Annotated in this window: 8 protein-coding genes and 1 pseudogene; 2 read left to right on the top strand and 7 right to left on the bottom strand. The window is 75.2% G+C overall.

Annotated elements, in window-relative coordinates:
• The 3 genes and pseudogenes from G339_RS0113320 to G339_RS0113310 form a co-directional block, all read right to left on the bottom strand.
• Positions 1-246, bottom strand: a pseudogene (locus G339_RS0113320) (hypothetical protein); the annotation flags it as partial.
• A 985-nt stretch (positions 247-1,231) separates the two neighbouring features.
• Positions 1,232-2,314, bottom strand: coding sequence for an acetate/propionate family kinase (locus G339_RS0113315; protein ID WP_019631581.1), 1,083 nt, complete (start codon positions 2,312-2,314; stop codon positions 1,232-1,234).
• Positions 2,311-4,665, bottom strand: a complete 2,355-nt coding sequence (locus G339_RS0113310) for a phosphoketolase family protein (RefSeq protein WP_019631580.1) — start codon at positions 4,663-4,665, stop codon at positions 2,311-2,313. The genes G339_RS0113315 and G339_RS0113310 overlap by 4 nt, the downstream gene beginning before the upstream one ends.
• 122 nt (positions 4,666-4,787) lie before the next feature.
• On the opposite strand from G339_RS0113310, the gene G339_RS0113305 reads away from it, so the two are divergent.
• A complete protein-coding gene (locus G339_RS0113305) occupies positions 4,788-6,599 on the top strand; it encodes an APC family permease (RefSeq protein WP_019631579.1) in 1,812 nt (603 codons plus the stop codon).
• A 58-nt stretch (positions 6,600-6,657) separates the two neighbouring features.
• Entirely contained in the window at positions 6,658-7,533 is an 876-nt protein-coding gene (locus G339_RS0113300) for a glycosyltransferase family 2 protein (RefSeq protein WP_019631578.1), read from the top strand.
• Position 7,534: 1 nt separating this feature from the next.
• On the opposite strand, the gene G339_RS33560 is transcribed toward G339_RS0113300, so the two are convergent.
• From G339_RS33560 to G339_RS0113280, 4 genes are all read right to left on the bottom strand, one after another.
• Positions 7,535-7,897 (bottom strand): hypothetical protein, encoded by a 363-nt coding sequence (locus tag G339_RS33560; RefSeq protein ID WP_019631577.1) that lies wholly within the window; start codon positions 7,895-7,897, stop codon positions 7,535-7,537.
• A 73-nt stretch (positions 7,898-7,970) separates the two neighbouring features.
• On the bottom strand, positions 7,971-9,560 hold the full coding sequence (locus G339_RS0113290) for a Na+/H+ antiporter (RefSeq protein ID WP_019631576.1): 1,590 nt from the start codon (positions 9,558-9,560) through the stop codon (positions 7,971-7,973).
• A gap of 44 nt (positions 9,561-9,604) precedes the next feature.
• Positions 9,605-12,619 (bottom strand): AAA family ATPase, encoded by a 3,015-nt coding sequence (locus G339_RS0113285; protein ID WP_019631575.1) that lies wholly within the window; start codon positions 12,617-12,619, stop codon positions 9,605-9,607.
• Positions 12,616-13,749: an exonuclease SbcCD subunit D gene (locus tag G339_RS0113280; protein WP_019631574.1), complete on the bottom strand. Its 1,134-nt coding sequence runs from the start codon at positions 13,747-13,749 to the stop codon at positions 12,616-12,618. The genes G339_RS0113285 and G339_RS0113280 overlap by 4 nt, the downstream gene beginning before the upstream one ends.
• Positions 13,750-13,915: the final 166 nt, after the last annotated feature.

The following is a 13,915-nucleotide window of genomic DNA, read 5'->3' as shown; positions in this document are numbered from 1 at the left end:
GTCGCCGTTGACGCCCGATCCGTCGTCCCAGAAGTAGGACGCGGTGGTCTTGCCGGTGAGCAGCGCCTTGGAGTCCTTGCCCTCGTCGGTCTTCTTGGCCGGAGCCAGGTCTGCGGCGGCGGTGGTGGTCTTGGTGGTGGTGTCGTCGTGGTCGTTGCCCGAGAGGGCGACGCCGGCGACCATCATGCCCGCCATCGCGGAACCGGTCACGGTGGCCAGGACGGCGTTCATCGCTCGCGTCTTCATGAAAGACCCCTTTCGTGGATCAGCGGGCCAGCCGCCCCGGGACACACACCCACCCATGCAGATACGGGTGGGGGTATGTGGTCGTGCATGCGGGAAACGGCCACCGAAACCAACACGCGAACACGCGCGGTCCCGGAGAGAGAAAGAGAAGAAGAGAGGAACCTGGAGGGTGATGCCGCGCTCAGAAGGCGGCGGCCCTGTAGGTCAGGTTCGGGTCAATACAACCCCTGACCAGCGGCGAAGATTCCCCCGAAAGGTAAAACCCGGTATGGGCCGCCCTCACGGGTCCGTCGCGGTCTGACGGTTACAACCCACCAACCACCCCGAACATGCCCCGCACAAGGTAAAGAACCAGAGCCCGGCACAGTCATTAGCAGAAAACCCTTATCCCACAAGGGATGAAGGCCGGTTAATCAACGCCGGACAACAGCAGATCCCCGCACTCCCAGGGCTTGGAGAGCGCGGGGATCGGTGAGCGTCCTTACATACCGGTAGGACGCAGAACGCGAGGCTGCGGGTGCAGCCCCCCTTTTTTGAGCGCCCGGCCGCTCGCCTGGCGGCTCGCGGCCGTGCGCGGGTGAGGCTCGGCCAAGCGCGCGGGCGGAGCGCCTGCTCGGCCTTCACGCGCCGCGCGACGTACGCGGCGCGGCCGTGCGCGCGAGCGGAGCGCGGGCGGAACGCGGCCGTGCGCGCGAGCGGAGCGCGGGCGGAACGCGGCCGTGCGCGGGCGGAACGCGGGTGAGCGCGAGCGTGCGCGGGCGGAACGCGGGTGAGCGCGAGCGTGCGCGGGTGAGCGCGGGCGGAGAGCGAACGGAGCGCGGGGTGAGCGCGGGCGGAACGCGGGCGTGCGCGAGTGAGCACGGGCGGAGACCGAACAGAGAGCGGGGTGAGCGCGGGGTGAGCGCGCGCGGAGCACGGGCGTGCGCGGGCGGAACGCGGGTGGGCGCGGGCGGAATGCGGGCGTGCGCGGGTGGGGCGGGGTCGGTCACCCGGTGAGGACGGCGCGCACTCCGGCGGCGACCTCCAGGTCCTCGCGGGATTCGACGACGATCGTGCGGACGGGCGCGCCGCTCGTGCCGACGTCCACGGCGCCCGTCACCGTCTCGACGGCGTTGCGGTCGAGGTCGAGGGCGACGCCCAGGAACTCCAGCCCGTCCGTGGCGCGCGACCGGATCTGCGGCGAGTGCTCCCCCACGCCGCCGGTGAAGACCAGCACGTCGAGGCCGTCGAGGGACGCGGCCATCGCGGCGATCCCGGCGCGGAGCCGGTGCAGGTAGACGTCCACGGCGAGGCGGGACGCGTCGTCGTCGCGGGCGAGCAGGTCGCGCAGGTCGCCGGTGCCCGCGAGGCCGGTGAGGCCGGAGTCGTGCTCCAGGGCGTCCGCGACGTCGGCGGGGGCGAGCCCCTCGTGCTCGATGAGCCACAGCAGCAGGCCGGGGTCGACGCTGCCGGACCGCGTCGCCATGACGAGCCCTTCGAGCGGCGTGAAGCCCATCGTGGTGTCCACGCTGCGGCCGTCGCGCACGGCGCACAGGGACGCGCCCGCGCCGAGGTGCGCGACGACCGTCCGGGACCGTCCGGTGAGCTCGGCGGCGGTCCGGGACGCGTACGCGTGCGACAGGCCGTGGAACCCGTAGCGGCGCAGCGCGTACCGGTCGCGCCACGCGGCGGGCAGCGCGTACGTCGCGGCGGCGGGCGGCAGCGTCGCGTGGAACGCGGTGTCGAAGCAGGCGACGGCGGGGACGTCCGGCAGCGCGCGGCCGACCGCGTCGATGCCCGCGAGCGACTTGGCCTGGTGGAGCGGCGCGAGGTCCGCGAGGTCGCGCAGCCGGTCGCGGACGCGGTCGTCCAGCCGCACCGGCTCGGTGAACTCGCTCCCGCCGTGGACGACGCGGTGCCCGACCGCGTCGGGCGCGGGCGCGCGGTCCAGCGCGGCGGCGAGCGCGTCCGCGTCGAAGCCGCCGTGCTCGACGGGCAGCGAGTCGTGCGCGAGGACCGTGTCGTCGTGGTCGAGCAGCGTCGTCTTGATGCTGCTCGATCCGGCGTTGACGACGAGGACGCGGGTCATCGCGCCACCTCCCAGGTCCAGTCGCGGATCTCCGGCGGGTCCTCGCCGTGCTCGCGGGTGTACGCGCGGGCGCGCAGCCGCTCGTCCACCATGCGCTGCCGCAGGTGGGCGGCCTGCGCGGCGAGGCCGGGGACGCGGTCCACGACGTCGATGACGAGGTGGAACCGGTCGAGGTCGTTGAGCATCACCATGTCGAACGGCGTGGTGGTCGTGCCGCGCTCCTTGTAGCCGCGCACGTGCAGGTTGGCGTGGCCGTGGCGGCGGTAGGCGAGGCGGTGGACGAGCCACGGGTAGCCGTGGAACGCGAACACGATGGGCCGGTCGGCGGTGAACAGCGCGTCGAACTCGCGGTCGGGCAGGCCGTGCGGGTGCTCGGTGTCGGGCAGGAGCCGCATGAGGTCCACGACGTTGACGACGCGGACGCGCAGCCGGGGCAGGTGCTCGCGCAGCAGCGCGACGGCGGCGAGCGTTTCGAGCGTGGGGACGTCGCCCGCGCACGCCATCACCACATCGGGTTCGCCGCCCTCGTCGTTGGACGCCCACTCCCAGACGCCGATGCCGCGCGTGCAGTGCGGGATCGCCTCGTCCATCGTGAGGTAGTTCAGCGCGGGCTGCTTGCCCGCGACGACGACGTTGACGTAGTCGCGCGAGCGGAGGCAGTGGTCGGCCACCGACAGCAGCGTGTTGGCGTCCGGCGGGAGGTAGACGCGGACGACCTCGGGGCTCTTGTTGAGGACGACGTCGAGGAACCCGGGGTCCTGGTGGGAGAACCCGTTGTGGTCCTGCCGCCAGACGTGCGAGGTGAGCAGGTAGTTCAGCGACGCGACGGGCCGCCGCCACGGGATGCGGCGGCTGGACTCCAGCCACTTGGCGTGCTGGTTGAACATCGCGTCCACGATGTGGATGAACGCCTCGTAGCAGGAGAACAGGCCGTGGCGTCCGGTGAGCAGGTAGCCCTCCAGCCAGCCCTGGCACAGGTGCTCGCTCAGGACCTCCATGACGCGGCCGGACGGGGCCAGGTTCTCGTCGGTCGGCAGGACGCGGGCGTTCCAGGCGCGGTCGGTGGTCTCGAAGACGGCCTGGAGCCGGTTGGACGCGGTCTCGTCGGGCCCGACGAGGCGGAAGTCGGTGGGGTTGGCGGTGATGGTGTCGCGCAGGAAGTCGCCGAGGACGCGGGTGGCCTCGCCGGACGCCGCGCCGGGCGCGTCCACGGTGACGGCGTAGTCGCGGAAGTCGGGGAGTTCGAGGTCGCGGAGCAGCACGCCGCCGTTGGCGCGCGGGTTGGCGCTCATGCGCCGCTCCCCCGCGGGCGGGAACGCGCGGAGGGCCGCGACGGGGCGGCCGTCGGCGTCGAACAGTTCCTCGGGCCGGTAGGAGCACAGCCATTCTTCGAGCATCGCCAGGTGGGCGGGGTCGGTGCGGACGTTGCCGAGGGGGACCTGGTGGGCGCGCCAGGTGCCTTCGACGGGGTGGCCGTCGACCTCCTTGGGGCCGGTCCAGCCCTTCGGGGTACGCAGGATGATCATGGGCCAGCGGGGGCGCGAGTCGTCGCCGTCCCGGCGGGCGCGGCGCCGGATGGCGTCGATCTCGTCGAACGCCTCGTCCAGCGCGGCGGCGAGGGCGCGGTGGACGGTGTCGGGGTCGTCGCCGGAGACGACGATGGGGCGGTGGCCGTAGCCCTCCATGAGGCGGATCAGCTCGTCCTCGTCGATCCGGGCGGGGACGGTCGGTCCGGCGATCTTGTAGCCGTTGAGGTGCAGGATCGGCAGGACGGCCCCGTCGCGCACCGGGTCGAGGAACTTGTTGGAGTGCCAGCTCCCGGCGAGCGGGCCGGTCTCGGACTCGCCGTCCCCGACGACGCACGCGACGACCAGGTCGGGGTCGTCGAACGCCGCGCCGTAGGCGTGCGCGAGGGAGTAGCCGAGTTCGCCGCCCTCGTGGATCGAGCCGGGCGTCTCGGGCGCGACGTGGCTGGGGACGCCGCCGGGGAACGAGAACTGGCGGAACAGCCGCGCCATGCCCCGCTCGTCCTGCGGGACGTGCGGGTAGACCTCGCTGTAGGTGCCCTCCAGCCAGGCGTTCGCCACGGCGGCCGGGCCGCCGTGGCCGGGGCCGAGGATCGCCAGGACGTCCGCGTCGCGGTTCGCGATGACCCGGTCCAGGTGGGCCAGGCACAGGTTCAGGCCGGGCGAGGTGCCCCAGTGGCCGAGCAGCCGCGGTTTGACGTGCTCGGGGCGCAGCGGCTCGGTGAGCAGGGGGTTGGCGGCCAGGTAGATCTGGCCGACCGAGAGGTAGTTCGCCGCGCGCCAGTAGGCGTCGATCGCGCGCAGCTCGTCCTCGCCCAGCGTCATGGGACGTCCTTCCGTGCTGGAGTCCGTGCGGGAGGCGACTCTCCTTCCCCGGACGCGGCCGGGCATGCGCGGGCCGCCCGCCGGGTAGATGATCACCGCGGCGGACGGACACGGGGGGACCGATGCCGGAGGAGACGCCGGGCCGGCTCGCGCCGCGCGTCCCACCGCGCCACGGCGAGGGCGACCGGGAGCGGCTGACCGCGTTCGGCGGGCTGGCGGCGCTGTCGCTGGACGCGCTCAGCTCGGTGGCGTACGGGCCGGAGGCGATCGTCCTCGTGCTCGTGGGCGCCGGGGCGGTCGCGGTGCGGTTCACGCTGCCGGTGGCGGCGGCCATCGCGGTGCTGCTGATCGTGCTGGTGGTGTCGTACCGGCAGGTCATCGCGGTCCACCCGGACGGCGGCGGCTCGTACGCGGTGGCCAGGAAGGACCTCGGGCGGACCGTGAGCATGCTCGCGGCGGCGAGCCTGGTCGTGGACTACGTCCTGACGGTGGCGGTGAGCCTGTCGGCGGGCGCGGCGAGCATCGCGTCGGCGTTCCCGGCGCTCGGCCGGCACATGCTGCCGATGGCGCTGATCGGGCTCGCGGTGATCACGGCGGTGAACCTGTGGGGCATCGCGGAGAGCGCGCGGGTGCTGATGCTGCCGATGGCGGCGTTCGTAGTGCTGATCCTCGGCGTGGTGGTGGTCGGGCTGCTGCGCGGGCATCCGGCGGCGCACGTCGGCGGGCCGCTGGCGACGCACGCGACGGAGGCCGTGGGGATCGTGCTGATCCTCAAGGCGTTCTCGGCGGGATGCTCGGCGCTGACGGGCGTGGAGGCCATCGCCAACGGCACCCCGGCGTTCCAGGACCCGCGCGTCCGGCGCGCGCAGCACACCGAACTCATGCTGGGAATCCTGCTCGGCGCGATGCTGCTCGGGCTGTCGTGGCTGATCACGCGCGACCACGTCGCGCCGCGCTCGGGCGTGACCGTGCTGGCGCAGCTCAGCGCGGGGGCGTACGGGTCGGGGTGGCTGTTCTCGGCGACGAACCTGGTGACGACGCTCGTCCTCGGGCTCGCCGCGAACACCAGCTTCGGCGGGCTGCCGGTGCTGCTCAACCTGCTCGCCCGCGACCACAAGCTGCCGCACCTGTTCGCGCTGCGGTCGCGGCGCCCGGTGTACCGGTTCGGGATCGTCGTGCTGGCGGTGTTCGCGGCGGTGCTGCTCGTCGCGGTGGACGCGACGACGTCCCGGCTGATCCCGCTGTACGCGATCGGGGTGTTCATCGGGTTCACGATCAGCCAGACGGGGCTCGTCCGGCACTGGCGGTCGGCGCGGCCGCCGCGCTGGGCGGCGCGGGCGGCGCTGAACGGGCTCGGCGCGGTGATGACGGCGACGGCGACGGTGGTGTTCCTCGCGAGCAAGTTCACCGAGGGCGCGTGGGTCGTCGTGCTGATCATCCCGCTGCTGATGCTGCTGTTCGCGCGGATTCAGGCGTACTACCGGGCGATCCACCGGGAGCTGGAGGAGGGCGAGGTGCGGCCCCCGGCGCGGATCGCCGCGGGGATCATGGTCGTTCCGGTCGGGGACGTCGACCGGCTCACCGAGCAGGCGCTGGAGGCGGCGCTGACGCTGGGGCCGGAGGTCGTCGCGGTGTCCGTCCACGCGGACGCGGCGGCGTGCGCGGAGTTCCGGGCGCGGTGGGACCGGTGGGGGCCGGGCGTGCGGCTGGAGACGCTGTGCAGTCCCGAGCACGCGCTGATCCACCCGATCGTGGAGTTCGTGCGGACGGAACGGGCGCGGCAGCGGGTCACGGTGCTCATCCCGGAGGTGGAACCGCGTCGGTGGCGGTACCGGTTCCTCCAGGACCCCCGGCCGTTCGTGCTCGCGACGCTGCTGCGGGCGGAAGAGGACGTCATCGTCTGCACGTATCCGTACCGGCTCGCCGCGCGGTGACCGTTTCCGCGCCGGACGCGCCGGGTAGGCGGAGCCTCCCCGCTCGGAGGTGAACGAGTTGACGGCCGCCGCGACGACGATCGTGATCGCCACCCGGGACCGGCGCGCGACGCTGCTCCGGACGCTGGCGCGGCTCACCGCGCTGCCCGGCGGGCCGCCGGTGATCGTCGTGGACAACGGGTCGCGCGACGGCGGGCCGGAGGCGGTCCGCGCCCGGTTCCCGCAGGTCAGGCTGGTGGAACTCGGGGGGAACCGGGGGGCTTGCGCGCGCAACACGGGCGTCCGGCTGGCCGAGACGCCCTATGTCGCGTTCAGCGACGACGACTCCTGGTGGGAGCCGGACGCGCTCGGGACGGCCGCGCGGCTGTTCGACGAGCACCCGCGGCTCGCCGTGCTCGTCGGCCGCGTCCGGCTCGGCCCGGCGGACGACGCCGAGACCGACCTGGTGTCCCGCAAGATGGGCGCGGCCCGGCTCGGGCGCGCCCCGGACCTGCCCGGCCCGTCGGTGCTGGGGTTCCCCGCGTGCGCGGCGATCGTCCGGCGGGACGCGTTCCTCGCGGCGGGCGGCTTCGACGACCTGCTGTTCTTCGGCGGCGAGGAGAGCCTGCTCGCGCTCGACCTCGCGGCGCGCGGCTGGGGCCTGGCGTACGCGGAACAGGTCGTCGCCCGGCACGCGCCCGCCGCCGAGCGCGAGGCGCCGCCCGAGCGGTGGGCGCTGCACCGGCGCAACGACCTGCTCGTCGCGTGGATGCGGCTCCCGCGCGGGCGGGCGCTGGCGGGGACGCTGGCGCTCGCCGCGCGGTCCGTGCGCAACCCGGCGGCGCGCGGCGCGTTCGCGGGTCTGCTGCGGCGGCTGCCCGCCGCCCTCGCGCGGCGGCGCCCGGTCCCCCCGGTGGTGGCCGGCGGAGTCCGGGCGCTGGGCGAGCTGGAGTGAGCTAATCCGTGTTGGGGTTCTCCAGGCGGAAGAAGTTGCTCGGGGTGCCGTCCTTCTTGTGCTCCTGGTAGAGGAAGTTCAGCTTGCGCTCCTCGAACGTCTCGAACCAGTCGTCCCAGGAGATCTCCTCCAGGTTCTCGCCGCTGTAGCCGGGGAAGTTCAGCAGGAGGCGGCCGGGCCGCCCGTCGTACTCGCTGCCGGGGACGGTCGCCGGACGCGCGCCGCGCTCCTCGGCCCACTGCCGGATCACGCCGTGGTCGGTCGTGATGAGGCTGCGGCCCTCGCGCTCCTCGTGCTCGTCGGGCGAGGTCACCTCCTGCTGGTAGGGGTGCTTGCCGCGGATCTTGTGCTCGACGTGGGACATCGGGTCGCCCCTCCCTTTCACCGTGGTCACGGAGCCCCGCCCCTCCCCCGCCGCCCGTGGCCAAAACGCGATGTCAGGGCCGTTCGGAGCGGAGGTCCAGGCGTCGCATCACGCGGTCGACCAGGTCGGGCGGCATGCCGGGTTCGCGGCGGGCGGAGAGGGCCTCGCGGCGGCCCGCGGACAGGACCTCCTGCTGGATGGCGCGCATCTCCTTCACGCGGCGGCGGCCGAGGCGGGCCCTGGCGGTGGCCTCCTCGTCGCCCGCGGCCTCGGGGTCGGCCTGGGCGAGGCGTTGGACGAACGCGTCGCGCATGCGCTCGTACGTCTCGTCGGGGATGTCGCCGCGCTCGGCGGCGATCTCCTTGAGCCGCCGCAGTTCCGCGCGCAGGACGCGGCCCCACAGCTCGCGCTCCATGCGGCGTTCGAGGGCGGTGTCGGCGGTGACGCCCGTCCACCTGACGACGAGCGGGAGCGTCGGTCCCTGGACGAGCAGCGTGAACAGAACGACGCCGAACGCCGTCACCATGATCTCGGCGCGGTAGGGGAACGGCGCGCCTTGCTCGGTGGTGAGCGGGATCGCCAGCGCGAGCGCGACGGACGCGACGCCGCGCATCCCGGCCCACCAGGTGACGATGGTCTCCTTCCAGGTGTACGGCTCGTCCAGGACGTGGTCCCGGTGGCGGCCGCGGAACGCCCAGTACGTCACCAGCAGCCACAGGAGCCGCAGCAGCACGACCACGGCCACGACCGCCGCCGCGCTGCCGACCATGCCGCGCCACGACGTCCCGGTGGTCGCGAGCACCGTCGCCAGCTCCAGTCCGATGAGGCCGAACGCGAACCCGCTGACGAGCAGTTCGATGACCTCCCAGAACGAGTCCCCGACGAGCCGGTACGAGCTGTCGTCCACGGCGGTGGCCTGCTCGGTGAGGTACAGCGCGCACACCAGGACGGCGAGGACGCCGGACGCCTCGAACGCCTCCGCGAACCCGTACGCGGCGAACGGGACGAGCAGGCTCAGCGCGACCTTCCACACCGCCTCGTCCAGGAAGTCCATGATGCGGCCCGCCGCCCACCCGAGCACCGACCCGACCGCGACCGCGATGACCGCCGACAGCAGGAACGCGCCCACCGCGTGCCACGCCGAGAAGTGCCCGGTCACGACGGCCTCGACGGCGACCGTGTAGACGACGATCGCCGTGACGTCGTTGAACAGCCCCTCGCCCTCCAGCACCGACACCAGGCGGCGCGGCAGGCCGAGCTTGGACGCCAGCGCCGTCGCCGCGACCGGGTCGGGCGGCGCGACCAGCGCGCCGAGCGCGACGGCCGCCGCGACCGGCACGGCCGGGTGCAGGGCGTGGAACGCGGCCGCGACCGCCGCCGTCGTCACCAGCACCAGCGCGACGGCCCGCGCGGTGATCGCCGCCCAGTCCTCCACGAACTGCCGGAACGACGTGCGGCGCGCCGCCGCGTACAGCAGCGGCGGCAGGACGAGCGGCAGGATCAGCCGGGGCTCGATCTGGATGTTCGGGACGGCCGGGATCACCGCGAGCACGCAGCCGAACACCGTCATCAGCACGGCCGACGACAGGCCGATGCGGCGGCTCAGCGGCTCCGCGAGGACCGCCGCGAACAGGACGATGAACACCAGGCCGAGCTGTTCCACAAGATCCACCGTAGGCGCGGCGGCCCTGCGGGGACGGCGCGGGGTCAGGCGTGGACGGCGGTGGTGGAGCCCGCGCGCTCCTTGCGGACGTGCAGTTGGGCGGGGACGCGGTCGCGCAGTTCCACGACGTGGCTGACGACGCCGACCGCCCGGCCGCCGTCGCGCAGGCCGTCCAGGACGTCCATGACCTCGTCCAGGGTGTCCTCGTCCAGCGTGCCGAAGCCCTCGTCCACGAACAGCGTGTTGATCTCGGTGCCGCCCGCCTCGGCGGTGACGACGTCCGCGAGGCCGAGCGCGAGGGCGAGGGAGGTGATGAACGACTCGCCGCCCGACAGCGTCGCCGGGTCGCGGTGCCGCCCGGTCCACGCGTCCAGGACGCGCAGGCCGAGGCCGCCGCCGCTCTTGCTGCGGTCGCCCGCCGCCTTCTCGACGGTGTGGTCCAGCACGTACCGGCCCGACGACATGCGGCCGAGGCGTTCGTTGGCGGCGGCGACGACCTGCCGGAGCCGCGCGGCCAGGACGTACGCCGACAGCGACATGCTCCAGCGGTTCGCGGCGTCCTTGCCGGAGGCGAGGCCCGCGAGGCGCGCGGCGACGGCGTGCTCGGCGGCGGCGGGCCGCCACGCGCCGATCGCGGCGGCGAGTTCGGCGCGGCGGGTGTCGATGCGTTCGCAGCGGTGCGCGGCGCGGTCGGCGGCGGACGCGGCGGCGGTGCGGACGGCGTCCGCGACGGCGAACGCGGTCTCCAGCGCGGCGAGGTCGGGCGCGGGGGCGTCGGCGGCGGCGCGCAGCGCGGGGTCGGCCAGGTCGCGGGCGACGACGGCGGCCTCGGCGTCGAAGCGGCGCTGCCGGTCGCGCAGGTTGCCCGCCGTCTCGTCGTCGAGGGCGGCGGCGCGGACGTCGTCGGGGGTGCGGAACCCCTCGTCCGCGAGCGCGGTGCGCAGGGCGGCGCGGGCGGCGGCCAGCTCGTCGCGGGCGACGGCGCGGTCGCGGGCGGCGTCGGCGGCGGCGCGCAGCGCGTCGGCCTCGCGGCGGAGCCGGTCGGCGCGGGCGTCCAGGGACGGGTCGTCGCCGCGCGCCAGTTCCAGGTCGGCGCGCAGGCGGGCGTGCTCGGCGGCGCGGTCGTCGGCGCGGGCGCGGCGCTCGGACAGTTTGCGGTCGTGGTCGGCGCGAGCCTCGTGGGCGCGGGCGAGCGCGTCCTCGTCGGCGGCGAGCGCCGATTCCAGCGCGGCGTGCTCGGCGCGCCGCTCGGCGTCGGCCAGCTCGCGCCGCGCCGCGTCGAGGGCGGCGTCGAGGTCGGCGGCGGGCGCGTCCCCGGCCCGGTCGGTCAGCGCGGCGTGCTCGGCGGCGAGCCCCTCCACCCGCGCGGCGGCCCCCTCGCGGGCGGCGTTCGCGCGGTCGGCGGCGGCCTGCGCGTCCTGGACGGCCGCCGCGTCGGGCAGGTCGGCGGTCGGGACGGCGGGCGCGGGGTGCTCGGTCGCGCCGCACACCGCGCACGGCTCGCCCGCCGCCAGTTCGGCGGCCAGCACGGCGGCCATGCCGTCGAGGCGGGCCTGCCGCAGCGCCAGCTCGTGGTCCTTGGCGCGCTGCGCGTTCTCCACGGCGTCGCGGTGTGTTTCGCGGGCGGCGGCGAGGCGTGCCGCGACGCGGTCGCGCTCGCGGGCGGCGTCGCGGCGGCGGGCGGCGTCCTGGACGGCCGCGCGGACGCCGGGCAGCGCGGCGGCGGCCTCCTTCGCGGCGACCAGCGCGGCGCGGCGGGCGTCGATGCGGTCGGGCAGCCCGGCGAGCGCGGCGTCGGCGCGTTCCATCGCGGCCGTCAGGTCGGTGATCTCGCGGGCGATGCGCTCGCGCTCGGCGGCGATCTCGCGGAGGCGGACGGCGTCGGCGCGGCGGCCCTCCAGGACCGCGATCTCGTCGCGCCGCGTGTCCTCGGCCTTGCCCAGGACGTCGTCGGACGCGCCCGGCGGCAGCAGCGCGGCGACGCGGGCGGCGGTCTCGTCGGCGCGGCGCTCGGCCTGCGTCGCGCGGTGCCGCCGCTCCTCCTCGTTCCGGACGTGCGGCAGGACGCGGCCCGCGCGCTCGGCCGCGTCCAACCGCGCGCCGAGGTCGGACCGGTACTGCGCGTGCGTCTCCAGCTCGGCGCGGCGGGCGAGCGCGGCGGCGCGCCGGGCCTGCTTCTCCGCGAGCGCGCGGGCGGCGTCGAGGTCGGCGCGGGCCGCCTCGAACACGGCGTCCGCGCCGGCGGCGGCGGCGCGCGCCGCGTCCCGGGCGGCGGCCAGGTCGGCGGCCAGGCCCGCCGCCCAGCCGGGCAGGACGGCCAGGTCCAGGACGGGTTCGGCGTCGGCGGGGCGCGGCGCGGGCACCCGGCCCCGCGCGTCCAGCGGCGACGCGGTCCCGGCGGCCTCCGCGATGCGGTCCGCGACGGACCGGACGTCCGCCGCGCGGTCCTCGACCGCGCGGAACGCGGCGGCGCGGTGGTCGGCCAGCCACTTCTCGGCCTTGGCGAACGCCTCGGCGGCGAACAGCTTCTCCAGCACCTTGCGGCGCTCTTCCGCGCCCGACCGCAGGAACCCGGCGAACTCGCCCTGCGGCAGCAGCGCGACCTGGCAGAACTGGGCGGCGTTCATGCCGAGCAGCCGCTGGACGACCTCGCCCGCCTCGTCGTTGCGGGTGGACAGGCCCGTCCAGGCGCCGTCCTCGAACTCCTCCAGGAGCGTCTTGGCCTTCTCGGTCGTCGTGCCCGTTCCGCGCAGTTTGGGACGGTCCCAGGCGGGCGAGCGGGTGACGCGCAGCCGCCGCCCCCGGATCGTCGTCTCCAGCATCACCGCCGGGGCCAGACCGGGTTCGGCGTGGTCGCTGCGGAAGCCCTTCACCGCGTTGCGGACGCCGGGGACCTGCCCGTACAGCGCGAAGCACACCGCGTCCAGGACGCTCGTCTTGCCCGCGCCCGTGCGGCCCCGGATCAGGAACAGCCCCGCGTCCGACAGGGCGTCGAAGTCGATGTCCTCGGTGCGGGGGAACGGGCCGAACGCGGTGATGCGCAGCCGGTGCAGCCTCATGCGCGGGCCTCCTCGCCCCGGACGGCGCGGAACGCCGCGTCCAGCAGTTCGCGCTCCCGCTCGGCGGCGGGCGCGCCGGTGACCTCCGCGACGAAGTCGGCGGCCAGGTCGAGTTCGCTGCGCTCGGCGGGCCGCTCGGCGTAGGCGCGGACGGGTGCGCCGCCGCCGCGCGGCTCGTACCCGAGGACGAGCGTGTGCGGGAACCGGCGGCGCAGCCGCTCCATCGCGCCGGACGGCCGCTGCTCGTCGGTCAGCGTGACCTGGAGCCAGTGGTCCGCGACGGCGTCGTGCCGCGCGTCGGCCAGCAGGTCCTCCAGGTCGCCGCGCAGCTTCGCGAGGCGGCGCGGGACGGGCGCCTCGACGAACTCGGCGGCCAGCGACCCGTCGCCCGCGAGGTCCACCAGCCACGAGCCCTTGAGGTGGTTCGCCTCGGAGAACGAGTACGCCAGCGGCGACCCCGAGTACCGGACGCGGTCGGTCATCCGCTGCCGCCCGTGCAGGTGCCCGAGCGCGACGTAGTCGAACCCGTCGAACACCGACACCGGCACGTTCGCCGCGCCGCCGACGCTGATGTCCCGCTCGCTGTCGCTGGCCTCGCCGCCGGTGACGAACGCGTGCGCGAGCACCACCGACCGCACGCCCGGCCGCGCCGAAAGGTCCGCGCGGACGCGGCGCATCGCCTCCCCGAGCGCGGCGGTGTGGCCGCGTTCGGTCAGCTCCCACGGCGCGCGGACCAGCTCCGGTTCCAGATAGGGGACGGCGTAGAACGCGACGCCGTCCGCCACGACGGGCTCCCCGACACTCGCGAAGTCCGCGCGGACGTGGACGCCCGCCGCGTCCATCAGCGCCGACCCGAACCCGAGCCGCCGCGTCGAGTCGTGGTTGCCCGCGATGAGCACGACGCGAACGCCCAGCGCCGCGAGCCGCGCCAGCGCCTCGTCGCACAGCCGGACGGCCTCGACGCCGGGCAGCGCGCGGTCGTAGACGTCGCCGGACACCAGCACGCAGTCCACGCGCTCGGCCCGGACGGTGTCCACCAGGTGGTCGACGAACGCGGCCTGCGCGCCGAGCAGGTCCTCGCGGTGGAAGGAGCGGCCGAGGTGCCAGTCGGAGGTGTGGAGGATTCGCATGTCGAGACGACACCCTAGGGACCGGGACCGACGTCCGCGCGGGGAAACGCCGGACGGCGCGGAAGCACGGGAAATGTCACGTCCGCCGCGAATCGGTGGCGAACCGGACGGCGGGAAGGGCGGCCGAGTGCCGACATGCCCGGCATGCTGGCCCGCCGGACGGGGC

It is taken from the genome of Actinomadura atramentaria DSM 43919 (genome assembly GCF_000381885.1).
In the GTDB taxonomy this organism is placed as follows: domain Bacteria; phylum Actinomycetota; class Actinomycetes; order Streptosporangiales; family Streptosporangiaceae; genus Spirillospora; species Spirillospora atramentaria.
This window is presented reverse-complemented; position numbering and strand designations above follow the sequence as displayed.